The 23996-nt window shown below is 70.1% G+C and carries 21 protein-coding genes; 14 read left to right on the forward strand and 7 right to left on the reverse strand.

Annotated features, from left to right (window positions below):
- Positions 1-24: 24 nt before the first annotated feature.
- The 7 genes from yicI to nrdF all read left to right on the forward strand — a co-directional run bounded on the left by yicI (position 25) and on the right by nrdF (position 9506).
- A complete protein-coding gene (yicI, locus tag AB0F40_RS11695) occupies positions 25-2289 on the forward strand; it encodes an alpha-xylosidase (RefSeq protein ID WP_357466935.1) in 2265 nt (754 codons plus the stop codon).
- Positions 2286-3722, forward strand: coding sequence for a GH1 family beta-glucosidase (locus tag AB0F40_RS11700; protein ID WP_357466938.1), 1437 nt, complete (start codon positions 2286-2288; stop codon positions 3720-3722). The genes yicI and AB0F40_RS11700 overlap by 4 nt, the downstream gene beginning before the upstream one ends.
- A gap of 115 nt (positions 3723-3837) precedes the next feature.
- Positions 3838-5253, forward strand: a complete 1416-nt coding sequence (locus tag AB0F40_RS11705) for a serine hydrolase domain-containing protein (RefSeq protein ID WP_357466941.1) — start codon at positions 3838-3840, stop codon at positions 5251-5253.
- Between the two features lie 343 nt (positions 5254-5596).
- Positions 5597-5839: a glutaredoxin-like protein NrdH gene (gene nrdH / locus AB0F40_RS11710; protein WP_253872763.1), complete on the forward strand. Its 243-nt coding sequence runs from the start codon at positions 5597-5599 to the stop codon at positions 5837-5839.
- 35 nt (positions 5840-5874) lie between these two features.
- On the forward strand, positions 5875-6309 hold the full coding sequence (gene nrdI / locus AB0F40_RS11715) for a class Ib ribonucleoside-diphosphate reductase assembly flavoprotein NrdI (RefSeq protein ID WP_357466945.1): 435 nt from the start codon (positions 5875-5877) through the stop codon (positions 6307-6309).
- Between the two features lie 41 nt (positions 6310-6350).
- Positions 6351-8456, forward strand: coding sequence for a class 1b ribonucleoside-diphosphate reductase subunit alpha (gene nrdE / locus AB0F40_RS11720; RefSeq protein ID WP_357467023.1), 2106 nt, complete (start codon positions 6351-6353; stop codon positions 8454-8456).
- Between the two features lie 69 nt (positions 8457-8525).
- Positions 8526-9506, forward strand: coding sequence for a class 1b ribonucleoside-diphosphate reductase subunit beta (gene nrdF, locus AB0F40_RS11725; RefSeq protein ID WP_357466948.1), 981 nt, complete (start codon positions 8526-8528; stop codon positions 9504-9506).
- A 176-nt stretch (positions 9507-9682) separates the two neighbouring features.
- On the opposite strand, the gene AB0F40_RS11730 is transcribed toward nrdF, so the two are convergent.
- The 4 genes from AB0F40_RS11730 to AB0F40_RS11745 form a co-directional block, all read right to left on the reverse strand.
- Positions 9683-10489: an ABC transporter permease gene (locus tag AB0F40_RS11730; protein WP_357466951.1), complete on the reverse strand. Its 807-nt coding sequence runs from the start codon at positions 10487-10489 to the stop codon at positions 9683-9685.
- On the reverse strand, positions 10486-11520 hold the full coding sequence (locus tag AB0F40_RS11735; protein WP_357466954.1) for an ATP-binding cassette domain-containing protein: 1035 nt from the start codon (positions 11518-11520) through the stop codon (positions 10486-10488). Before AB0F40_RS11735 ends, AB0F40_RS11730 begins: the two co-directional genes overlap by 4 nt.
- Before the next feature lie 93 nt (positions 11521-11613).
- Entirely contained in the window at positions 11614-12288 is a 675-nt protein-coding gene (locus AB0F40_RS11740) for a response regulator transcription factor (RefSeq protein ID WP_357466957.1), read from the reverse strand.
- Positions 12285-13904 carry a histidine kinase gene (locus AB0F40_RS11745; RefSeq protein ID WP_357466960.1) on the reverse strand — a complete coding sequence of 540 codons (1620 nt, stop codon included), beginning with the start codon at positions 13902-13904 and terminating at the stop codon, positions 12285-12287. Before AB0F40_RS11745 ends, AB0F40_RS11740 begins: the two co-directional genes overlap by 4 nt.
- A gap of 142 nt (positions 13905-14046) precedes the next feature.
- Here AB0F40_RS11745 and AB0F40_RS11750 point away from each other — a divergent pair, with 142 nt between their 5' ends.
- Positions 14047-14760, forward strand: coding sequence for a phosphatase PAP2 family protein (locus AB0F40_RS11750; protein ID WP_357466964.1), 714 nt, complete (start codon positions 14047-14049; stop codon positions 14758-14760).
- Here AB0F40_RS11750 and AB0F40_RS11755 read toward each other — a convergent pair.
- Both AB0F40_RS11755 and AB0F40_RS11760 read right to left on the reverse strand, forming a co-directional pair.
- On the reverse strand, positions 14702-15229 hold the full coding sequence (locus AB0F40_RS11755; RefSeq protein ID WP_357466967.1) for a phosphoribosyltransferase: 528 nt from the start codon (positions 15227-15229) through the stop codon (positions 14702-14704). The two genes, AB0F40_RS11750 and AB0F40_RS11755, sit on opposite strands and share 59 nt — an antisense overlap.
- Before the next feature lie 130 nt (positions 15230-15359).
- Complete coding sequence (locus tag AB0F40_RS11760) at positions 15360-16346, reverse strand: FKBP-type peptidyl-prolyl cis-trans isomerase (RefSeq protein ID WP_357466970.1); 987 nt, start codon at positions 16344-16346, stop codon at positions 15360-15362.
- A gap of 138 nt (positions 16347-16484) precedes the next feature.
- On the opposite strand from AB0F40_RS11760, the gene AB0F40_RS11765 reads away from it, so the two are divergent.
- From AB0F40_RS11765 to AB0F40_RS11775, 3 genes are read left to right on the forward strand one after another with little or no spacing between them, the layout of a single operon-like run.
- A complete protein-coding gene (locus AB0F40_RS11765) occupies positions 16485-16784 on the forward strand; it encodes a hypothetical protein (protein ID WP_357466972.1) in 300 nt (99 codons plus the stop codon).
- Positions 16785-16810: 26 nt separating this feature from the next.
- Positions 16811-17593, forward strand: coding sequence for an alpha/beta hydrolase (locus AB0F40_RS11770; protein WP_357466975.1), 783 nt, complete (start codon positions 16811-16813; stop codon positions 17591-17593).
- A 28-nt stretch (positions 17594-17621) separates the two neighbouring features.
- Positions 17622-18440, forward strand: a complete 819-nt coding sequence (locus AB0F40_RS11775) for an alpha/beta hydrolase (RefSeq protein ID WP_357466977.1) — start codon at positions 17622-17624, stop codon at positions 18438-18440.
- 98 nt (positions 18441-18538) lie between these two features.
- Here the strand turns inward: AB0F40_RS11775 and AB0F40_RS11780 are convergent, their stop codons facing one another.
- The gene (locus AB0F40_RS11780; protein WP_357466980.1) at positions 18539-20125 is read right to left on the reverse strand and encodes a DivIVA domain-containing protein; all 1587 of its coding nucleotides are present in this window, start codon (positions 20123-20125) and stop codon (positions 18539-18541) included.
- A gap of 342 nt (positions 20126-20467) precedes the next feature.
- On the opposite strand from AB0F40_RS11780, the gene AB0F40_RS11785 reads away from it, so the two are divergent.
- The 3 genes from AB0F40_RS11785 to AB0F40_RS11795 all read left to right on the forward strand — a co-directional run bounded on the left by AB0F40_RS11785 (position 20468) and on the right by AB0F40_RS11795 (position 23978).
- On the forward strand, positions 20468-21865 hold the full coding sequence (locus AB0F40_RS11785; RefSeq protein WP_357466983.1) for a hypothetical protein: 1398 nt from the start codon (positions 20468-20470) through the stop codon (positions 21863-21865).
- Positions 21865-22872 carry a hypothetical protein gene (locus tag AB0F40_RS11790; protein ID WP_357466986.1) on the forward strand — a complete coding sequence of 336 codons (1008 nt, stop codon included), beginning with the start codon at positions 21865-21867 and terminating at the stop codon, positions 22870-22872. The genes AB0F40_RS11785 and AB0F40_RS11790 overlap by 1 nt, the downstream gene beginning before the upstream one ends.
- 65 nt (positions 22873-22937) lie before the next feature.
- Entirely contained in the window at positions 22938-23978 is a 1041-nt protein-coding gene (locus AB0F40_RS11795; RefSeq protein WP_357466989.1) for a hypothetical protein, read from the forward strand.
- Positions 23979-23996 lie beyond the last annotated feature (18 nt).

Raw genomic sequence — 23996 nt, forward strand, 5'->3', positions numbered from 1 at the left:
CTACGCCGAGAGGTTTCACCAGCCATGAGATTCACCGACGGCTACTGGCAGCTGCGACCCGGCGTCGAGATGCTTCGCCCCCGCGACATCGACTCGGTCGAGGCCGGCGACAACACCTTGACCGTGTACGCGCCGACCATGCCGATCACGCGGCGCGGGGACACCCTGAACCGGCCGGTCGTCACGGTCACGTTCGACGCCCCGGCGGACGACGTCATCGGCGTGCGCATCGACCACCACCAGGGTCGCCGTGATCCCGGTCCGCACTTCGCCGTCAACCGGGAGCCGGGGGCGGTCAAGGTGGTCGTGCCCGAGTCCGGCCCGGCCGAGCTCACCTCCGGCGGTCTCACGGCCCGCGTCTCCACCGACGGCCAGTGGCACGTCGACTTCGTGGCCGACGGCGAGGTGCTCACCTCGTCGTCGGACCGGAGCGTCGGGATCGCGAGCACCCCGGACGGCGACTTCGTGCACGAGCAGCTCGGGCTCGGCGTCGGCGAGCACGTCTACGGCCTGGGCGAGCGGTTCGGCGCGTTCGTGAAGAACGGCCAGAGCGTCGACGTCTGGAACGAGGACGGCGGCACCGCGAGCGAGCAGGCCTACAAGAACGTGCCGTTCTACCTGACCGACCGCGGCTACGGCGTGTTCGTGGCCCACCCAGAGCGGGTCTCGTTCGAGGTGGGTTCCGAGGCCGTCAGCCGCACCCAGTTCTCGGTGCCTGGGCAGTCGCTCCAGTACTACGTGATCCACGGGCCGACGCCCGCCGAGATCCTGCGCCGGTACACGGCCCTGACGGGGCGGCCCGCCGTCGTCCCGGCCTGGTCGTACGGGCTGTGGCTGTCGACGTCGTTCACGACGAACTACGACGAGGCCACCGTCACGAGCTTCATCGACGGCATGGCCGAGCGGGACATCCCGCTGTCGGTGTTCCACTTCGACTGCTTCTGGATGCGGCAGTTCCACTGGTGCGACTTCGTGTGGGACCCGGCGACGTTCCCCGACCCCGAGGGCATGCTGGCCCGGCTGCACGACCGCGGCCTGAAGGTCTGCGTGTGGATCAACCCGTACATCGCCCAGCGCTCGCACCTGTTCCGCGAGGGCTGGGAGAAGGGCTACCTGGTCATGACGTCCGACGGCGACGTCTGGCAGTGGGACAAGTGGCAGGCCGGCATGGCCCTGGTCGACTTCACCAACCCCGACGCCGTCGCGTGGTACCAGGACAAGCTGCGCGTGCTCCTGGGTCAGGGCGTGGACAGCTTCAAGACGGACTTCGGGGAGCGCATCCCCACCGACGTCGTCTGGCACGACGGGTCCGACCCGCAGCGCATGCACAACTACTACACCGCCCTGTTCAACAGGACGGTCTTCGAGCTGCTGGAGGAGGAGCGCGGGCGCGGCGAGGCGGTGCTGTTCGCGCGGTCCGCGACCGCGGGCACGCAGGCCTACCCCGTGCACTGGGGCGGCGACTGCGAGTCCACCTTCGTCTCCATGGCGGAGTCCCTTCGGGGCGGTCTCTCGCTGTCGCTGTCCGGGTTCGGCTACTGGAGCCATGACATCGGCGGGTTCGAGGGCACGCCCGACCCCGCGGTGTTCAAGCGCTGGGCGGCGTTCGGCCTGCTGTCGTCGCACTCCCGCCTGCACGGGTCCAGCTCCTACCGCGTGCCATGGGCGTTCGACGACGAGGCGGTGGACGTCACCAGGAAGTTCACCAGGCTGAAGCTGCGGCTCATGCCGTATCTCGGCCGGCTCGGGCACGTGGCCGCGCAGGAGGGCATGCCCGTCATGCGCCCGATGGTGCTCCAGTTCCCCGACGACCGGACGGCGGCGTCCGTCGACACCCAGTACATGCTGGGGCCGTCGCTGCTGGTCGCGCCGGTCTTCCACGAGTCGCGTGCGGAGTACTACGTGCCCGCGGGGGAGTGGACCCGGCTGCCCGACGTCGGGGCGGGCCAGGCGCCGACGGTCACCGGCCCCCGGTGGGTCGCGGAGGAGCACGGCTTCGACAGCCTGCCCGTGCTCGTCCGGCCCGGCACGGTGCTGCCCGTCGGTGATCGAGATGACCGGCCGGACTACGCGTGGGCCGAGGGCGTGACGTTACGCTGCACCCGTCTGCCCGAGGGGTACGACGAAGAAGTACTGGTCCCGGGTGGCACGGGCGCACCCGCGACGTTCCGCGTGCGGTGCGACTCCGGCGTCGTGCGGGTGACCAGTGACGACGCTCCGGGTGAGTGGAGCGTCGAGAACGAAGGACGGACCGTTCGGGCCACGGGCCCAGGAGAGGTGACACTGTGAGTGCACGGAGTTTCCCCAGCGATTTCCTCTGGGGCTCGGCGACCGCGTCGTACCAGATCGAGGGTGGTGCGACCGAGGGTGGGCGCGGGCCGTCCATCTGGGACACGTTCTCGCACACCCCCGGCAAGACGCTGAACGGGGACACTGGCGACGTCGCGGACGACCACTTCCACCGGTGGCAGGAGGACGTCGAGCACATCAAGAACCTGGGCCTCGGCGCCTACCGGTTCTCCATCTCGTGGTCGCGTGTGCAGCCGGGCGGTTCGGGCGAGTTCAACACCGAGGGCATCCGGTTCTACTCGGACCTCGTGGACGGGCTGCTCGCCGCCGGCGTGAAGCCGGTCGTGACGCTCTACCACTGGGACCTCCCGCAGGAGCTCGAGGACGCGGGCGGCTGGACCAACCGCGACACCGCCTACGCCTTCGCCCGCTACGCGCGGAAGATGGCCGAGGAGCTCGGCGACCGCATCGACGTGTGGACCACCCTCAACGAGCCGTGGTGCACGGCGTACCTGGGCTACGGCTCCGGTGTCCACGCGCCGGGCCGTACGGAGTCCCTGGCCGCGCTGCAGGCGGTGCACCACCTGAACCTGGCGCACGGTCTCGCGGTCCAGCAGATCCGCGAGGTCCTCGGTGACGCCGCGAAGACGTCGATCACCCTGAACCTGCACGTCTTCCGGCCGGACGACCCGTCGTCTTCAGCCGACCAGGGCGCTGTCCGCAAGGTCGACGCGCTGGCCAACCGGGCGTTCCTCGGCCCGGTGCTCGACGGCGCGTACCCCGCCGACCTGCTGGAGAACACCGCCTCGGTCACGGACTGGTCGTTCGTGCAGGACGGTGACCTGGAGATCACCAGGCAGCCGCTGGACGTGCTGGGCGTCAACTACTACTCCACCGCGCGGGTGCGGCAGTACTCCGGGGAGGGCGAGCGGCAGCAGGCCGACGGGCACAAGGACTCGGCGGGCACCCCCTGGATCGCGGCGGACGACGTCGAGTTCCTGCCGCAGCCCGGCCCGTACACCGCCATGGGCTGGAACATCGAGCCCGCCGGCCTGACGGACCTGCTGGTCTCGCTGCGCGACGCCTACCCCGACCAGCCGCTCATGGTCACGGAGAACGGCGCGGCGTTCGACGACACCGTGGTAACCGAGGACGGCGTCGCCCGCGTGCACGACGTGGAGCGGGTCGCGTACGTGCACGACCACGTCGAGGCCCTGGGGCTCGCCCGGGACCAGGGCGTGGACGTGCGCGGGTACTTCGCGTGGTCGCTGCTCGACAACTTCGAGTGGGCCTACGGCTACGACCGCCGGTTCGGCATCATCCGCGTCGACTACGAGACGCTGGAGCGTACCTGGAAGGACTCGGCGCACTGGTACCGCCGCCTGGCGACGACCAACACCCTCCCGCCGGTGACCGAGGTCTCGCCGGCCTGAGCGGGGCCCTCTCCTCGCGGTGGTCGGCAGAACGTCGCATGATCGGTAGCTCGGGCTGCCGATCATGCGACGTTCTACCGACCACCCGCGCTGCGCTTCTCGGTACCTTGTGGGGGTGAGCGGATCTGATCAGGTGAGCCGGGCGGGGGTGCGCAGCGTGCTTAGGGAGCTGCGCGCCGCGCGGCGGGTGCCTGCGCTCTCCGCGGCCGCGGGGCGCGGCGGCGAGGTGGTCTGGTCCGAGGTCGCCCACGCCCCCTGGGTCGGCACGCCGACGGCGGAGCACGCCTTCCGCATCGGGTCCATCACCAAGCCCATGGTCGCCGTGGCGGTGCTCCGGCTCGTCGACGAGGGCCTCGTGGCGCTCGCGGACGCGATCGGTGAGTACCTGCCGGACGCGCCCGCTGCCGACGCCACGATCCGGCATCTGCTCACGCACACGAGCGGCCTGCAGGCCGAGTTCCCCGGTCCCTGGTGGGAGCGGCACGGCGGGCCCACGTGGGACGAGCTGGCCGCCTCGGGCGTCGAGCAGCTCTGGGACCCGGGCGAGCAGTACCACTACAGCAACCCTGGCTTCGCGGTCCTGGGCCGCCTGCTCGAGGTGGTCCGTGGTCGCGCGTGGGACAAGGTGCTCCAGGACGAGCTGTGGGGCCCGCTGGGCATGACCGCCACCGGCCGCGTGCCCGTCGGCCCGCACGTCACGGGGTACGCCGTGCACCCGCACGCCGACCTGGTCCACCACGAGCCAGTGGCCGAGTACCTCGCGGCAGGGCCCGCTGGGGAGGTGTGGTCCACCCCGGCGGACCTGGTGCGGTTCGGCCTGTGGCTCGTGGGCGGAGAGGCCGACCGGGACGCGGGTGAGGCGGTGCTCCCGCTCGCCCGGCGCCGCGACATGGCAGCTCCGCGCGTGGTGGTCGGCGACGCAGGACCGGCCGGCGGGCCGTGGTCGACGGCCCACGGGCTGGGGGTGCGCGTACGGCAGGACGGCGCAGTGCGCACCATCGGCCACGGCGGGTCCGTCCCCGGCTTCACCGCGGACCTCCGGGCGGACGCCGTCACCGGAGACGTCGTGGCGGTGTGCGGCTCGTCGACGCTCGGGTTCGGCGGCGGCGCGGCACTGCTCGCTGCTCTTCAGGGGGACCTGGTGCGTGTACCGCTGCCGCCGGGGGACTCGCACGACACCGTCGGGCGGGCGGTCGGGCGCGGGACCGCAGGTCCCGGCGAGATCACCGGCACCTGGTACTGGGGGCCGTCCCCGCACACGGTGAGCGTCGGTGCGGAGGGGCGCGTCGAGCTGCGCTCCCAGGACGGCGGCGGACGGGGCACCGTGTTCGACGCCGTGGACGGCGAGCTGCGGGGCGTCGAGGGCGGGTACTGGCTGGGGGAGCGGCTGCGGGTGTGCGAGGCCGCTGGTGCGCCCGTGGCGCTGGACGTCGGTACGTTCCACTTCACCCGCGCCCCGTACGACCCGGCGACGGCGGTGCCCGGCGGCGTGGACGCGACCGGCTGGCATCGTCCGGGCTCCACCGGGTGACACGCCCAAGCGTCGCGACACGCCGCTGACTCAGATCACTTTTCGAACCTCCCGGGACCCCCGAGGTGCCCTTTCTCGCGGCTCCCGGGCCCTCGCCCGAGGGCAACGCAGGAAGCGCTCCATGTCGCCTACCAGGCGGTGTCAGAGGCTCGTGGCAGCATGGTCCATGAGGGTCGCGAGCGGTTCCGGTGTGGTGCCCTGTTCGCCCCCGACCACAACATGTCGTAAGCAAGCGAGTGTCAGACACTAGGTGTAGTGTTTGGTTCAGCGGGAGACGCAGACCCGCGAACAAAGCACACCAACGTAACTTCACGGGTGTCCTTCGAGGTCAGAGGAGGCGGACATGAGCGTCACGGTCTACAGCAAGCCGGCGTGCGTCCAGTGCGACGCGACGTACCGGGCACTGGATCGCAAGGGTGTCGAGTACACGGTCGTCGACATCACTGAGGACGCCGAGGCGCTCGAGATGGTTCGCGGTCTCGGGTACCTCCAGGCGCCGGTCGTCGTGGCCGGTGACACCCACTGGTCGGGCTTTCGCCCCGACCAGATCAGCGCGGTCGCCGCGCTTCAGGCCGCCTCGGCCTGACCTGAAGTACCGCAACGTCGGCAAGGAGGCGTGACGTGGGTTCTCTCGTCTACTTCTCCAGCGTGTCGGAGTACACGCACCGGTTCGTCGAGAAGCTCGCTCTCGACGAGCTGGGCATGTCGGTGCACCGGATCCCGCTGCGCCCGGCCGACGGTTTTCTGCGCGTGGACGAGCCCTACGTCCTCATGGCCCCCACCTACGGTGGCGGCAACGAGGGCGGGGCGGTCCCACGGCAGGTGAGGAAGTTCCTCAACGACGAACACAACCGGTCGCTCATTCGCGGCGTCATCGCTGCGGGGAACACCAACTTCGGGGCTGCGTACTGCATCACCGGGGACATCATCGCTGCGAAGTGCCATGTCCCGTACCTGTACGCCTTCGAACTCTTGGGTACTGCGCAGGACGTCACGCGCGTCCGCAACGGATTGGGACGATTTTGGCAGCAACAACCACAGAGCCTCTCCGCCTGAACAGCGAGGGCGTGAGCGAGATCCCCCTGGAGTCCCTCCAGATGGACTACCACTCGCTCAACGCCATGCTGAACCTGTACGGGCCGGACGGGAAGATCCAGTTCGAGAAGGACCGCGAGGCGGCTCGCCAGTACTTCCTGCAGCACGTCAACCCGAACACCGTCGAGTTCGAGTCGCTCGAGGCGAAGCTCGAGCACCTCGTCGAGGCCAAGTACTACGACCCGGCCGTGCTCGCGAAGTACTCCGGGGAGTTCGTCAAGGAGCTGTTCCAGCTCGCGTACTCCAAGGAGTTCCGCTTCGAGACGTTTCTCGGCGCCTTCAAGTACTACACCTCGTACACGCTCAAGACGTTCGACGGCAAGAAGTACCTGGAGCACTTCGAGGACCGTGTCGCCATGGTGGCCCTCGGTCTGGCCGACGGTGACGAGCAGACGGCGCGCGACATCGTCGAGGAGGTCATCTCCGGGCGGTTCCAGCCGGCGACCCCCACCTTCCTCAACGTCGGCAAGGCGCAGCGCGGCGAGCCCGTGTCCTGCTTCCTGCTGCGCATCGAGGACAACATGGAGTCGATCGCGCGCAGCATCAACTCCGCGCTGCAGCTCTCCAAGCGCGGCGGCGGCGTCGCCCTGCTCCTGAGCAACATCCGCGAGCACGGCGCGCCGATCAAGCACATCGAGAACCAGTCCTCCGGCGTCATCCCCGTGATGAAGCTCCTGGAGGACTCCTTCTCCTACGCCAACCAGCTCGGCGCGCGTCAGGGTGCCGGTGCCGTGTACCTGCACGCCCACCACCCCGACATCATGCGGTTCCTCGACACCAAGCGGGAGAACGCGGACGAGAAGATCCGCATCAAGACGCTCTCGCTCGGCGTGGTCATCCCGGACATCACGTTCGAGCTGGCCAAGAAGAACGCGGACATGCACCTGTTCAGCCCGTACGACGTCGAGCGCATCTACGGTGTGCCGTTCGCCGACATCTCCATCTCGGAGAAGTACGACGAGCTCGTCGCGGACGACCGGATCCGCAAGACCACGATCAAGGCACGCGACTTCTTCCAGACGGTCGCCGAGCTGCAGTTCGAGTCCGGTTACCCGTACATCATGTTCGAGGACACGGTGAATGCGGCGAACCCGATCAAGGGCCGCATCACGCACTCGAACCTGTGCTCCGAGATCCTGCAGGTCTCCACCCCGTCGACGTTCAACGAGGACCTCTCGTACAGCGAGGTCGGACGGGACATCTCCTGCAACCTGGGTTCGCTGAACATCGCCAAGGCGATGGACTCGCCGAACTTCGGCCGCACCATCGACACCGCGATCCGCGCCCTGACCGCCGTGAGCGACCAGACCGCCATCGAGTCGGTCCCGTCGATCAAGCGGGCGAACGAGATGGGCCACGCTATCGGCCTCGGCCAGATGAACCTGCACGGCTACCTCGCCCGTGAGCGCATCTACTACGGCTCGGACGAGGGCATCGACTTCACGAACATCTACTTCTACACCGTGGCCTACCACGCGATCGCGGCGTCCAACCGCCTGTCGATCGCGCGCAAGCAGAAGTTCGGTGGTTTCGAGGACTCGAAGTACGCGACGGGCGAGTACTTCGACAAGTACGTCGAGCAGGAGTGGAAGCCGGCCACGGAGCGTGTAGCGCGTCTCTTCGCCGACGCCGGGGTGTCCATCCCGACGCAGGACGACTGGCGCGAGCTGCGGGCCTCGGTCATGGAGCACGGCATCTACAACCAGAACCTCCAGGCCGTGCCGCCCACGGGTTCGATCAGCTACATCAACAACTCGACGTCGTCGATCCACCCGGTCCCGGCCAAGATCGAGATCCGCAAGGAAGGCAAGCTCGGCCGCGTCTACTACCCGGCGCCGTACATGACGAACGACAACCTGGACTACTACCAGGACGCGTACGAGATCGGCTACGAGAAGATCATCGACACGTACGCCGCGGCGACGCAGCACGTGGACCAGGGTCTGAGCCTCACGCTGTTCTTCAAGGACACTGTCACCACGCGTGACGTCAACAAGGCGCAGATCTACGCATGGCGCAAGGGCATCAAGACCCTGTACTACATCCGTCTGCGTCAGCTTGCTCTTGAGGGCACGTCCGTGGAGGACTGCGTTTCCTGCATGCTGTGACGTACCCGCAACGTCAGGCTCACCCGTACGTTACGAACTGCGCGCTCCGCCGCACCTGAAGGAACTCCCATGTCGCCAACTGGCAAGCTCAAGCTCATCGATCGCGTGACCGCGATCAACTGGAACCGCCTCGAGGACGAGAAGGACGCCGAGGTCTGGGACCGTCTGGTCGGTAACTTCTGGCTGCCCGAGAAGGTCCCGGTCTCCAACGACATCCAGTCGTGGAACACCCTCTCGGAGCACGAGAAGACCATGACCTCGCGGGTGTTCACCGGCCTGACCCTCCTCGACACGATCCAGGGCACGGTCGGAGCGGTGTCGCTGATCCCGGACTCGCTCACCCCGCACGAGGAGGCGGTGTACACCAACATCGCCTTCATGGAGAGCGTGCACGCGAAGAGCTACTCGTCGATCTTCTCCACGCTGCTGTCGACGCCGGAGATCGACGACGCCTTCGAGTGGTCGGAGAACAACGAGAACCTGCAGAAGAAGGCAGAGATCGTTCTCAACTACTACCGGGGCGACGACCCGCTGAAGCGCAAGGTCGCCTCGACGATGCTCGAGTCGTTCCTGTTCTACTCCGGCTTCTACGCGCCGATGTACTGGTCCTCGAGGGCGAAGCTCACGAACACGGCCGACCTGATCCGCCTCATCATCCGTGACGAGGCGGTGCACGGGTACTACATCGGCTACAAGTACCAGAAGGGCCTCGCGCAGCTCACGCAGCCCGAGCAGGACGACCTCAAGGCGTACACGTTCGACCTCCTCTTCGAGCTGTACGAGAACGAGGTCGAGTACACCGACTCGCTCTACGGCGAGCTGGGGCTGACCGAGGACGTCAAGAAGTTCCTGCGGTACAACGGCAACAAGGCCCTGATGAACCTGGGCTACGAGGCGCTGTTCCCCAAGGAGGACACCGACGTCAACCCGGCGATCCTCGCGGCGCTGTCGCCGAACGCGGACGAGAACCACGACTTCTTCTCAGGGTCGGGCTCGTCGTACGTGATCGGCAAGGCCGTGGAGACCGAGGACGACGACTGGGACTTCTGAGATTCCTCAGGAAGTCCGGTAGCCCGGCAGGCCTGGTGTGAGAGGCCCGGAACCCCAGAATCCTGCGGTTCCGGGCCTCTTCTCGTACCGGCTCCTCAGCTCCCTCACTACGAGGCCGACGGCGTCATCACCCGCCTGCTGAACGGGCTGCGCGTGCCGCCCACGGACGGCGGTCCTCAGGTCCTGGTGCGGTAGATCCGCATCGCGATCGGCCCCAGCACCGCCGTCAGAACCACCGACGCGATCAGGACCCACACGATCTCTGCGGTGTCGGGGTTGCCCGCCATCAGGCCGCGCACCGCGGTGACCAGGTGGCTCACCGGGTTGACGTCGACGAACGCGCGCAGGCCGGATGGCATGGTGGCCGGGTCCACGAAGACGTTCGAGGCGAACGTGAGCGGCATCAGCACCATCATCGACACGCCCATCACGGCGTTGGGTGAGCGCACCAGGAGCCCGAGGATGATGAAGGTCCAGCTCAGCGCGAACGCGAACACCAGCAGGAGCAGCACGCCGAGCAGCACGCCCAGGAAGCCGCCGTCGGGCCGGAATCCCAGCAGCAGCCCCAGAGTGATGGTGATGACCGACGCGATCGTGTAGCGCACGGTGTCGCCCAGTAACGCGCCCACAACGGGCGACGGCCGCCAGATGGGCAGCGAGCGGAACCGGTCGAACACACCCTTGGAGATGTCGGTGTTGAGCGTGTAGCCCGTGTAGATGGTCACGAACAGGATGGTCTGCACGAGGATGCCGGGCAGCAGGAACTGGATGTACGCCTGCGTGGAGCCGGCCAGCGCCCCGCCGAACAGGTACGTGAACATCAGCGTGAAGATGATGGGGGAGACCAGCACGTCGAACAGCTGCTCAGGGACGTGCTTGATCTTGAGCAGCGCACGCCAGCCGAACGTCAGCGTGGTCGACAGGGGTGAGGGCCGGGAGGGCCGCTCAGTGAGGGCGACAGCGTCACGCAAGGTACTGGTCATCGGGGCGCCTCCGTCGACTCACGGGCGCCGGACTTGGTGATGGCACCCTCTGCGCCCGGTTCCGTGTCGTCGGGCAGCGGCTGGCCGGTGAGAGCGAGGAACACCTCGTCGAGGCTCGGCTGGCCCAAGCTGAACTCCGGCACGCTGATCCCAGCCTCGGCCAGGGCCGGCAGCAGACCGGGCACTGCGTCGGCACCGTCGTCAGGCACGCGGGCGGCGATGGCGTGCGGGTCGGAGTCGAAGGTGACCTCGGCGCCGAGCACGCGTTCAGCGATCTCGGCCGCCAGGGCGCGGTCGGCCACCTCGGCGACGCGGAGGTGCACAGCTCCCTCGCCGACCGAGCGCTTGAGCTCGCTCGAGGTTCCCTCGGCGATGGTGCGTCCGCGGTCGACGACGGCGATGCGGTCCGCGAGCTGGTCCGCCTCGTCCAGGTACTGGGTGGTGAGCAGCACGGTGGTGCCGTCGTCGACGAGCACGCGAACGATGTCCCACACCTGGTTGCGGCTGCGCGGGTCCAGGCCCGTGGTCGGCTCGTCCAGGAACAGTACGCGCGGCGCGAGCACCAGCGAGGCGGCGAGGTCGATGCGCCGGTGCATGCCGCCGGAGTAGGTCTTGACCTGCCGGCCTCCGGCGTCGGCCAGGTCGAACGCCTCCAGCAGGCCTTGGACCCGCCGTCGTGCGGCGTCGGGCGCGAACCCGTACAGCCTGGCGAGCATGAGCAGGTTCTCGGTACCGGTCAGGTCCTCGTCCACGGAGGCGTACTGCCCGGTCAGGCCGACGGCGGAGCGCACGGCGTCTGCGTCGTGCACCACGTCGTGCCCCAGCACGCTGGCGGTGCCGGCGTCGGGCCGCAGCAGGGTGGCGAGCATCCGGACCACCGTGGTCTTGCCCGCACCGTTGGGGCCGAGCAGACCGAAGACGCTGCCTTCCGCGATCGAGAGGTCGATGCCGTCGACCGCTTTGGTGACGGACTTGCGACTGGTGAAATGCTTGACGAGGCCGCGCGCCTCGACCGCTAGTGAGTCGGACATGTGATTCCTCCCGTAGGCCACTGTCGTACCGCAGGACCTGACACTCAATCCATTTCGACCGCGGTCGAAACGAGCACCCTGGTGATTAGGTAGTCACCCCGGCGTCCGTGCGTGCGCCGCGATCAGCGCCGCCTCCACCCGGTTGCGGGCGCCCGTCGTCCGCAGGATCGAGGTGACGTGCACCTTGACCGTGCCCTCCGCGAGGTGGAGGCGATCCGCGATCTCGGGGTTCGGCAGGCCGTCGCCCATCAGCGCCAGCACCTCCTGCTCACGCGGGGTGAGGCGCTCGAACCGCTCCCTGGCGTCCTGCTGTGCGACGAACCGGGTACCGAGCCCCGTCTGCAGCAGCCGCCGCGATACGGCGGGCGAGAAGTAGGCACCGCCCGACGCCGCGGCGTGCACCGCGAACAGCAGCTCGCGCGGATCGCCCGCCTTCAGCACGAACCCGTCGGCGCCCAGCCGGATCGCCTCCGCGACGTACTCGTCCTCACCGAACGTGGTGACCATGAGACATGGCAGGGGACCGGCGGTGCGTCGGATCTCCGCGAGAGCCTCGAGGCCGCCCATCGTCCCCATGCGCACGTCAAGCAGCACGACGTCCGGCCGGTGCGCCCGCACCGCGGCCAGCGCCTCCTGACCTGACGACGCCTGGGCGATCACGCGCACGCCGTCATCCGTCTGGAGGATCCCGGCGAGTCCCGCGCGGACCAGGGGCTCGTCGTCGGCGAGGACCACCCGGAGCGCCCCGGAGGCATCCGGCCCGTTCATTGCGCTCCGCCGACCACGAGGTCTGCCGAGGAGACGCGGTCGCCCGCCCAGCAGATCCGATAGGCGTCACCGGACGCGTCATCCAGCGAGTCCACCGTGACAGAGTAGTAGTCGCACGACGGGTCAGCGCCCGGGGGCGGGTCGAGGGTGGCCGTAGGAAGCAGCGGCTGAACGTGCGACCGAGCGTCGCCGACCGAGATGCGCGCGAAGGTCGCCGGGTCGATCAGCGCGCGTCGTGCGTCCAGGTGGTCCGCGACCTGGATCGCTGCCGCCACCGCGACCAGTGCGGCGGTCGGCACGAGCACCGCTGCCAGCAGCAGCGCCCCGCCGCGACGGCGTGCGCGGGTCAGCCCGTGGGTGACTGTGCGCGCATCCCTGACCGTCCCACCGGGGGAGGTCGTGCCCGAGGCCGTCGTGTCCCGGATCTTCGTCCCCTGGCTCGTCGCGTCGTCCAGGGACCGCGGCGCGGCACCACCACCGTGTCCGTCCGGCGCACTGCTCGGGGTGCCCGCCAGATCCTCGGACACGGGGCGCAGCTCGGCGCGCAGCACGAAGTCGCCGTCGTCGGGGCCCGCCTGGACCGATCCGCCTGCGGCACGCACGTGCTCGGTCAGCGACCGGAGGCCCGTGCCGCCGACCGGGGCAGCCCGTTCACCGCCTGGCATTGCCTCGTCCGCAGGGCCGGGCAGAGCCAGGTCCACGTCCACAGGACCGGGCAGGGGACTGCGCACCGTCACGACGAGCCGTTCGGGCCCCGCGGCCAGCGCGACGCGGACCGGCTGGCCCTCGGCGTGCTTGAGCGCATTCGTCAGCCCTTCCTGGACCACTCGGACGACGGCGGGACCGAAGCGCGCCAGGCGGTCACGGCCGGGCGATCCCGTGAGCTCGACGTCGGCACCCGCAGCGCGTGCGTCGCGCACGAGTGCGTCGAGGTCCGCCTGAACCGTCGCCGCAGGGGTGCCGTCGGCCAGGCCGGTACGAAGGGTCTGGACGGACGCGCCCAGGCGGGCGACCGCGTCCGAGACCTGGCGTCGGGCCAGCCCGACGGACTCCCGCGCGGATGCGGCGCCAGGCTGGTCGTGGGGCTCCGTGCTCCGCTCCAGCTCGAGCTCGAGCCGGCCGAGGTTGACCGCGACGAGGCTGAGGGCGTGTCCCAGGTCGTCGTGCAGGCTCTCGGCGAGGTGCAGGCGCTGCCGGGCGAGGTCCGTCTCGGCGCGCATTCGCTGGGCGTCCTGCTCCCGGAGGAGCGCCATCGCCGCGTCGGCCTCGCCGGCCCGGCGGGCGCGCCACGCGATGGCCACGGACCAGGGCAGCACCCCGGTGACGACACCGCGTGCGACGGCGACGAGCACGTCACGCAGGTCCGCCCAGCCGGCCAGGATCACAACGGCGCCGGCTCCCGCCGCGACGGCCATGGCGACCACGCCCAGCCGAGCACCACCCCGAGACAGCCCGAGGGGCGCGGCGGCGGCGGCCAGCACGAGCATCCACCAGGGGCTGACACCCGCGAGCACCAGCAGCACCGCGAACGCGACAGCGACGAGCACGTGGGCGGGCCGCACGGCGGCGCTCCGAGCGGTGTGCTCGGTAGAGACGATCTGGGACGGCTGGGTCACCCGACCATCGTCGCCGACGGGTGATGGTGCGCGCTTCCCGCCCAGGTCTGATCTTCGCGAGCGGGCAGTAGGACCGGGGTCATAGACAGCGACTGACCTACGCCAGATCCGCGCAGCCTCGACGATTTCTAGCGTTCTCGGTATGACCACTACACGCCACGCACCAGCAGCGAATCGTCCGGCCTCGCCGGGCAGGAGCCCTGTCCCGCGGGTCGCCCTGCCACCGGTACTCAGCACCGTCCTTGGCCTGACCGCCATCGCGCTCCTGGCCTGGCCCGCACGCGAGACCCTCTTCGAGGGCGTCGCCGGGGAGACCGCCCGCTCGCCGCTGGCGGGCTTCGCGGGGCTGGTCGCCGACAAGGGCCTGCTGGTGCTCGTCGCGATCACAGCCTGCCTCGCGCTGTTCACGTGGCTTCGCGACCGCTCCCGACTCGTGCTGCTCTCCGCCGCCGGGGTCGGCACGCTCAGCGCGTACGCGGTGAGCGAGGTGGTGAAGCTCGTGGTCACGGAGGAACGGCCGTGCCGCGTCGTCGACGTCGCCACGGTCCTGACCTGCCCGGCGCCGGGCGACTGGTCCTGGCCCAGCAACCACTCGACCATCGCGGGAGCCCTTGCGGTGGCGTGCCTGCTCGTCGCGCCCCGGCTCTGGCTCGCGGTCGTACCTCTCGCGCTCGCCGTCGCCGGCGCCCGCGTTGCAGCAGGGGTCCACTACGTGCACGACGTCGCCTCAGGACTGGCCCTTGGCGTACTGGTGACGTGCCTCGTGGGTCTGGGCGTGCACGCGGGCGTTCAGCGGGTCACGCGTCGATCGACTTCGCGCCGGTCACCGGAGGCTCGGCGGACCACGGGAAGGTGATCCACAGGTCGGTGTCCTTCCAGGAGTAGTCGGGCTGGATGATCGTGCGCGGCTTGGTGAACAGCACAGCCGATCGGGCCTCGGCGCCCTGCTTCTCCAGGAGGTCCATGACGAGCGCCAGGGTGCGGCCGGAGTCGGCGACGTCGTCCACCACCAGCACCTTGGCGCCGGGAAGCTCGGACGTGTCCATGAGGGGAGGCAGCACGCGGGGGTCGTCCAGCGTCTTGCCGATGTCCGTGTAGAACTCGACGTTCAGCGTGCCGACGCCCTTGGTGCCGAGCGCGTAGGCCATGGCACCGCCGGGGACCAGGCCGCCCCGCGCGACGGCGATCACCACCTCGGGCACGAATCCGCTGTCCACCACCTTGTGTGCCAGGTCGCGCACCGCATCGGGGAAGGTCTCCCAGGTGAGCACCTCGCGCTCCGGCACAGGAACGGACTCAGCGGTCGGGAGGTCTGTCGACGTCATGGGAAGACACTACGAGACGTGGCGGGCACCCGGCTTGGGTACCCGCCACGTCTATGCCGTGACCAGCGGCGATGCGCACGTCGAGTGCGCTAGATCTCAGCCGGTCCGCTGGGCGGGCCGGCCGAGCGGGTCAAGCGGCCTTCGCCTCGAGGATGTCGACGACGAACACGAGCGTCGAGTTCGCGGGGATGGCGCCGTTCGCCTGGTCGCCGTAGCCCTGGTCCGCCGGGACGACGAGCAGCACCTGGCTGCCGACCTTCTGGCCGGCGATGCCGTTGGTCCAGCCCGGGATCACGCCGTTGAGCGGGAACGAGGTCGGGGTGCCGCGGCTCCAGGAGGAGTCGAACGACGTGCCGTCGAGCAGGCAGCCCGCGTACTGGACGGTGACCGTCTGCTCCTTGGTGACCTCGGCGCCGTCGCCCTCGATGAGGGGCTGCACCACGAGGTCCGTGGGCTCCTCGAAGCCCTCGGGGATGGTGACGGTCGGCTGGCCGTCGTCGGCGAGCTCGACGGTGGGCAGGCCCTCCTTCGGCGCGACCTCGGTGCCCTCCGCGCGGGTCGGGATCTCCTTGGGAGCCTCGACCTTGGCGACCTCGACCATCGTGACCTGGATGGACTGGTCCATCGCGGTGCTGGCCATGAGCAGTCGCGCGCCGACCTTCTGGCCGATGAGCTTGTCGTTCAGGAGGTCGTACTGCGCGTCACCGAGCTCGAACGTCTCGGGCTCCTTGGTCTTCCAGGTGGAAGCGGCCTGCGAGCCGTCCTTGCCCGCGATGACCACGTAGTCGATGGTGACCTGGTCCTTCTCCTTGAGCTCCTCGCCCGTGCCCTCGTCGACCACGCGGAACGTCGGAGCGCTGACCTCGAGCGGCGTCTTGAAGGAGACCTTCGGCTCCTTGCCGACCGGGCCGGAGACCTCGATCGCTTCGACGGCCTTGACGTCCGCGTCGGACGGGCTCGGCGCGGGCGACGGCTCAGCGGCCGGCGTCACCTCGCAGACGTTTCCGTTGGAGGCGGCAGCACTGCCGTCCGCGGTATCGTCGCCGCTTGCGCAGCCGGTGAGCGCGATGGATGCCAGCGCGACGGCTGCCAGGCCGGCAGTGGTGCGGTGCTTCACGAGTAGTCCTTCGGTCGGGTTTTCGCCTTGCTGGGGACCGCCACACTCTAGCGGGCGGAAATGAGTGCGGCTCCCAGGTTCTGGGCAGGTTCGGGCAGGATCGAGCCATCAGCTCCGCCCTGCGGAAGAATAGATGCCATGCCGTCGAAGCGCCGCTCCAGCAAGCGTCCGTATGCCGCGGACCACGTCCCTCTCGATCTTGATCGGGCGACGGGAGGCCGCCGCAGCGAGTCCGCGGCCGACGGCGAGTGGGTGGTTCAGCGGATCCGGTCGTCGGACAAGACCTACGTCTGCCCGGCCTGCCGCCAGGAGGTCACGCCAGGCACCGCGCACGTCGTCGCCTGGCAGACGGACGGGATCGGCGGACCCGATGCCGGTCTGGACGGCCGTCGGCACTGGCACAACAGCTGCTGGCAGCGCCGCGCCAACCTGCGTTGAGCCCACCGGCGGCGACGAGGGAGAGAATGGGACCGATGACCACTGAAGCGACGCCGGACGAGGCCTCCGGCCAGACGACCCACCAGATCCGCTCGCTCACCGTCCTCCCCGCGCAGCGCGAGGACGTCGAGCTGCATACCGCTGACGGCCTGACCCTCGTCGGCGACCTGTCGCTGCCCGCGGACAGCGAGCCGTCGGCCACCCTGCTGACGTTCCACCCGCTGCCGACGCACGGCGGATTCATGGATTCGCACGTGTACCGCAAGGCGGCCTGGCGCCTGCCTGCGCTGGCGAACCTCGCGGTACTGCGGTTCAACACCCGCGGCACCTCGTCACCCCGGGGCACGAGCGAGGGCACGTTCGACGGCGGCGACGCGGAACGCTACGACGTCGCCGCCGCGATCGAGCTCGCCGAGTTCCGCGGGCTACCCCGCCCGTGGCTGGTCGGCTGGTCGTTCGGCACCGAGCTGGTGCTCAAGCACGGCGCCGACCCGAGCATCGAGGGGGCGATCCTCCTGTCGCCGCCGCTGCACCGCGCGACCGACGAGGACCTGGACCGCTGGGCGGCGTTCGGCAAGCCGCTCGTCGTCCTGGTGCCGGAGCTCGACGACTACCTCCGCCCCGACGAGGCCCGCAAGCGTTTCGCGCGCATCCCGCAGGCCGAGGTAATCGGCGTCGACGGGGCGAAGCACCTCTGGGTCGGCGAGCCCGCCGTCGCCCGCGCGCTGAACGAGATCGTCGCGCACGTGCTGCCCGACCACCCGCTACCGCTGCCGACGCACTGGGACGGACCGCTCGGCGATTCCTGAGCACTCACCACCCACAAGGAGGACGACGATGACCTCATCAGCCCTGGCCACCTTCACGCTGCACGACGGCGGTGGAGTGCCGCTCGTGCTGCTGCACGGCTTCCCGCTCGACCACCGCATGTGGGCGGCCTGCGCCGAGCACCTGCCGCCGGGCATCCGTGCCATCGGCGTCGACCTGCCGGGAGCGGGGCACAGCGACCTGGACGGTTTCCAGCCCAGCGTCGAGCACGCCGCCGACTGGGTCTACCGGACCATGGTCGCCGGTGGCGAGGGCAACGCCGTGGTCGTCGGGCACTCGATGGGCGGGTACGTCGCACTCGCCCTCGCTGAGCGGCACCCGGGGTTCGTCGCCGGTCTCGGGCTCGTCAACACCAAGTCCACCGCGGACACCGCGGAAGCGCGCGCCAAGCGCCTCCGGATCGCCGCCGCGGTGGAGTCCGACCAGACGCTCGGCGCAGTGCTCGGCATGCCCGCCGACCTGGTCGGCCGCACGAGCACGGAGCGTCGACGGCACCTGTTTCCCGTGCTGGACTCGTGGATCCGTGCGCAGTCGCCCGCTGGCGTCGCGTGGGCACAGCGGGCGATGGCGACCCGGCCTGACCGGACGGCGGTGCTCGAGCAGTTCGACGCACCGGTCGCCGTCGTGGTGGGCACCGAGGACTCCATCGCACCGCTGGCCGAGGCCGAGCACATGGTCTGGGCCGCCGGGGCGCCCTCTGTCTTCTCCGGCGGGGACGCCGCGCTCACGCTCGTGCCCGGCACGGGCCACCTGAGCGTCGTCGAGGATCCGCAGGCGGTCGCCGCGGCGCTCGGCCTGCTGCACGCCCAGGTGGTCGCCCACCACTGACGAGCGTGCCGAGGTGATCTGGAGGCGTCGTCATCCAGCGAGGTAGTCACCCAGCGCGAGCTGAGCGACTACCTCGCTGGACGACTACCCCGGCAGGGTCAGCTGGACGCGCCGGCCTTCTCGGAGACCGGCTCCTCGGCGTCGTCGTCCTCTGCGGGGGAGGACGACGAGTCGGTGGTGTTCTGGCCGGCCTTGGTGCTCGCCTTGGTGCCCTTGACCGACGGGATGACGACCGTGGCGGTACCGACGGGCACCGGCGTCGGGTGGCTCGGCGGGATCGACGCGGGCATCGAACCGTCCGCGTCCGCTGAGTCGGCGCCGTCGGGCTCCGCCTCGGTGCCGTCACCGACGACGGCGAAGCGGGCCTGCTGTGCGGGGGTCGCACCCGACAGGCCCTTCGGCTTGGCCGGCGGGCTGGGCACCGGGGGCTGGCCGCCGCCCGGGGTGGCCGGCGCACCGCCCGGGGTGGCCGGCGTGCCGAGCATCCCGCGCAGCTCGTCGAGGTAGGAGTTGATGGAGTCGTGCTGACGCGTCAGGTCCTCGAGCTGGTGCTGCGCGGCCGACCGGCTCGACTCGGCCTCGGCGCGGGCGTCGTCGATGGTCTGCTCGGCGAACTCCCTGGCCTCGGCCACGATCCGGTCCGCGGACTTTCGGGCGTCCGCAACGAGGTCCTTGACGTAGACGTCGGACTCGGAGCGGATCTTCTCCGACTGCTCCAGGGCCACCGCGACGCGCTTCTCTGCCTCCGCCGCGTGCTCCTCCGCGGTACTGACCAGCTTGGCCGTCTCGGCCTTCGCCGTCTCGTGCCGCTCGGCGAGCTCCTTCTCGACGCTCTCCTTGCGGTTGACGATGTCGAGCTCGGCCTGGGCGAGCGCCGCACGGGCCTGCTCGCGCAGCTCCTCCATCTCGCTGGTCACGGCGTTGGCGGCCTCGGCCGCCTGGCGGCGTGCCTCCGAGAGGATCTGCTCGGACTCGGCGCGTGCGCTGGCCAGCATCGCGGAGGCGTCGCGCTCGGCGCTCTCGCGCTGCTCGCTGGTCTCGGTGTTGGCCTTGGCGCGGAGCTGGGCGGCCTCCTGCTCGGTGTTCACCCGCAGCTCGGTGGTCTCGCGCTCGACCGTGGAACGCAGGGTGCCGAGCTCGCGCTCCAGGCTGGCCCGGCGCTCGCTCTCCTCCGCGCTGATGGCGCTCGCGATCTGTGCGGACTCGCGCTCGGCGGAGCCGACGAGCTCCTCGGCCCGGCGCTGGGCGGCGAGCAGGTGGCCCTCCGCCTCCGCGGACGTGGTGGTGCGGATCTCCTCGGCCTCACGGCGGGCGCTGGCGAGCATCTCGGCGACCTCGGACTCGGCGCGCGACCGCACCTGTCCGCCGGACAGCTTCGCCCGTGCCATGATGTCCGCGGCCTGCTGGTTGGCCTGGTTGATGATGTCTGTCGACTGGTCCTCGGCTGAACGCAGCAGCAGCTCGATACGGGAGCCGAGGCCGGCGTACGACGGCTTCTCGGTCTCTCGCAGGTTGCGCTTGGCGTCAGTGAGGTCCTGCGTGAGCTGCATGGCGCGGCCGTCGGAGGCCTCGACCTGCCGACGCGCCTCTTCAAGGGCGTGGTTCAGTCGATCCAGGTGCGCATGCACCTGGTCGCGGTCGTATCCGCGCATGGCAGTCGGAAAGAGCGAGCGCTCGTCGGACACGGTGCAGACCTCCAGTGTCGGGACTTGGTGAGGCGCGGGTCAGGCTCCCCCCTTGCGGACGCCGCATATACGGCCCGTCCGGCGCCCAGGATACGTGCCTTGCGTGGATGTGGATACTCCCGCTAGCGGATGCAATGTACGTATTGCATGGAATACTCTCCGCTGGCTCACGCGGCCCCGGACCATGGTGGCGGTTCAGACACACCCAGTGAAGGAAGGGTGAGAATCCCGACTGAACCGCACAAGCACGCCCGTCATTGGACAGTGCTCCTCGTTCGGTCCCTATGCTGGAACATCCACCTGATCGACGGGCACGCGCCCAATATTCGAAGGGAATCGGTGGTGCAACGCATTCTGGCGACTCTCCTGATCCTCGCCGGCCTCGGCGGGATCGGTTACGGGGTCGCGACGGCGACCGTGCTGCGCGAGTCCGACACGGTCGTAGCGACCGCGACCCCCAGCGGCGACGGAACCATGGTCGTGACCGAGCCCGGCGTGCTCGGCCTGGTCGACGACCAGGTGACCGTGCGAGCCACTGTCCCCGAGGGGCAGAAGGTCACGCTCGCGCTCGGGTCCGACGTCGACGTGCTCGGCTGGGTCGGGGACGACCCCTACGACTCGGTGACCGGCCTGTCCTCCTGGGAGACGCTGAGCGTCGCACCGGGTACCGCTCCGGCGACCGAGGAGGGGGCGGCCGACGGCGAGGAGACGGCCGACGCGTCGGCCGAGAAGCCGGCTTCCGGTCCCGACCCTGCCGGCTCTGACATGTGGATCTCCGAGGTGAGCGGCGAGACCACCGTCTCCCTGCGCTGGACCGAGGAGCCCGGCCGCGTGGTCCTGCTGGCCGCCGGCGTCGGGAAGGACGCTGAGGCGCCGACTCTCGAGCTCACCTGGCCGCGTCCGGTGACCACGCCGTACCTGTGGCCGGGGGTGCTGGGCGGTGGCTTGCTGCTGATTATCGGTGTCTTCATCGCCATCGGCGCACGCCGTAACAAGAACCGCGGTAGCAAGGGACGTACGCCGTCAGCGGTCCGTACTCGTCAGCCCGACTCCGAGCTGCCGCGTCGCGACGCGGTGTTCGGGGTCGACGGCGACCAGTCGGGCCCGTCGGGGCACGAGCCCGGCGGTGGGCTCCCCCCTGCGCTCGGCGACCCGGTCGAGGGCGGTACGGCGGTCTTCCCGCCGGCGAGCCCGGTGCTGCCGGGCCGCGGACAGGCGGCCCGGAACGCGCCCGAGCCCGAGCCGGACCAGTCGCGGTCCTGGGGCGCGCCCGCCCCGTTCGGTGGCGCGGCCCCGATCACTCCGCCACCGGCCGCCGAGCCGGCTCCCGGACCGGCTCCCGCCCCGGTCGCCGCTCCGGCTGCGTCCATCCGCGGGATCCGCCGCCGCCGTGGTCAGGGCTCCGGAGCCGCACCCGCGGATCCCACCCAGCCCCCGGCCCAGCCGACGCCGTTCGGCGGCGCCGCACCAGCACGGGCACCGATGGCGCCGGAGGCACCGGCCCCTGCCCAGGCAGCTCCCGCCGCACCCGCGGCGTCGGACAAGCCGATGACACGGCGCGAGATGCGTATGCGCGACCAGGCGCAGCGCAGGGCCGCGACAGGCGCGATGCCCACCGTGCCCGCGTCCGAACCAGAGCCCGAGCCCGCCCCCGAGGCTGAGCAGCCGCAGACACCCAGCAGTCGAGCTGCGGCGTGGCGCCAGACCTGGGGCGTCACCGGGAACGACGGAGGTAACTGATGAAACGCTCCACGACCCGCACCACGGCCGTGGTAGCAACCGTGCTCGCCACGGGTCTGCTCGCCGGCTGTGCCGAGGAGCTCCCGACGCCGAAGCCGGAGGCACCTGTCGCGGCGGCGGTCGTCACCCAGTCCCAGGAGCGCGAGATCCTTGACAAGGTGGCGGAGGTCGTCGGCAAGGTCGAGAAGACAAAGGATGCCGACAAGCTCGCCGCCCGGCTGGACGGTCCCGCGCTCTCGATCCGCGAGACCCAGCTGAAGGTCGCCGACGCCCGCGGCGACAAGGAGCCGCTGACGGACCTGAGCATGGAGATGCAGCAGGTGATCCTGCCGTCGGACCAGGAATGGCCGCGCAGCAGCTTCGCGATCACCGTGCAGCCCAAGGACCTCACCACCCCGGTGCTCATGGCCTTCAACCAGGCCACCGCGCGTGACCAGTACAAGCTGTGGGGCTGGGTGCGCCTGCTGCCGGGCGTGACCATGCCGCAGTTCGCGGAGGCGGACCTGGGCAGCCCCGCCGTGCCGGAGGACGACGAGAGCCTGAAAGTGACGCCGAAGGACGCGATCAAGCAGTACGCGTCGGTGCTCACCGTCGACAAGAAGTCGAAGTACGCCGACAACTTCGCCGACGACGACCTGCGCCAGTTCTTCCGGGACTACGGCAAGCTCCAGGTCGAGGCCATCAACAAGGAGGAGTGCGATGGCTCCTTCAAGGTCGAGTACGAACCGACCAAGGACTCGGTGCGGGCGGTCCGCACGGCTGACGGCGGCGCCCTCGTGGTCGCCTCGATGGTCAGCCAGGAGACGATCACGGCCAAGGAGGAGGGCTGCGAGATCGGCCCGCCGACCAAGACGACCAAGGCGCTCTGGGGCGACGCCGACGTCAGCAACGTGGTCGAGGTCAACTACAAGGACATGGTGGCGATGTACGTGCCGCCCAAGGACTCGAAGGACGAGATCAGCCTGGTCGGCTACGAGCACGTCCCGAGCTCGGTCTCGAACGGCTGACACCTCGACGACCGACCCGTGGTCCCGCCGCTAGGGTGGCCCCCGTGAATCCACGGAGGCCACCCTTGCGCCGTCTCGACGCCTCGTCCCCGGCCCGACGACGGGGTGCCGCCTGCCTCGCCGCGGCCGGTGCCGTCTCGGTCCTGCTCGCCGGCTGCGCGGTCGAACCGCCGGCCCCCGCACCGGACGCCCCGATGATCGCGGCCGTGGTCAGCGAGCCACAGGAACGCAAGATCCTGGAGTCGGTCGCCGCCTCCATCGCCGAGCACGACACGGTGTCGACGGTCGACGGGCTACGAGCTCGCATGACGGGGCCCGCACTGTCGATGCGGCAGGCGGAGCTTCGCCTCGCCGAGGCCACGGGCGACGAGAAGTGGCGCACCGACCTGTCGATGCGGACGCAGCAGACAGTGCTGCCGTCCGACCAGGGCTGGCCACGGACGAGCTACGCGGTGCAGGCCCAGCCGGACGGCGCGCACACCCCTGCCCTCATGGTGTTCGAGCAGGGATCGGCCCGGGAGCAGTACAAGCTCTGGGGCTATGTGAGCCTCGTACCGGGCGCGAGCCTGCCGCCCTTCGCGCAGCCTGAGCTGGGCAGCGCGGCCGTGGCGCCGGACGACGGCACGTCGCTGGTCCGGTCGCCGCAGGACGCGCTCGCGGGGTACGCGGAGGCGCTGAGCGAGGACGCGGAGGCGAAGGGCGCTGGAGCGTTCGCCGACGACCGGCTACGGCGGGACCTGCGCACCATCGCGGAGTCGCAGACCGGGGTCGCCGGCTGGGCGGAGACCGAGGGCAGGTACTCCTTCGCCGCGGAGGTCGAGCCGCGCCTCGGCCTGCGTGCGGTGCGTACCGCGGACGGCGGCGCTCTGGTGCTGGGCGGGCTCACGGGTACCCAGACGATCGCGGTCGGCCAGGAGGGTGCCAAGATCAAGACGGATGCGCTCCCGTCCGCGCAGCAGGTCCTGTTCGGCGGCGAGGAGGAGACCAACCGGCTGCGCACCCGGTACCGCGAGCTCGTCGCCCTCTACGTGCCGCCGGCCGGCTCGGCGCACAAGGTCACGCTGGTGGGCTTCCGCCACATCCCGATCGACGTGTCCGGCGAGTAACCACCGCCGAGTCATTAG

It is taken from the genome of Promicromonospora sp. NPDC023987, assembly GCF_040639055.1.
Taxonomy (GTDB): Bacteria; Actinomycetota; Actinomycetes; order Actinomycetales; family Cellulomonadaceae; genus Promicromonospora.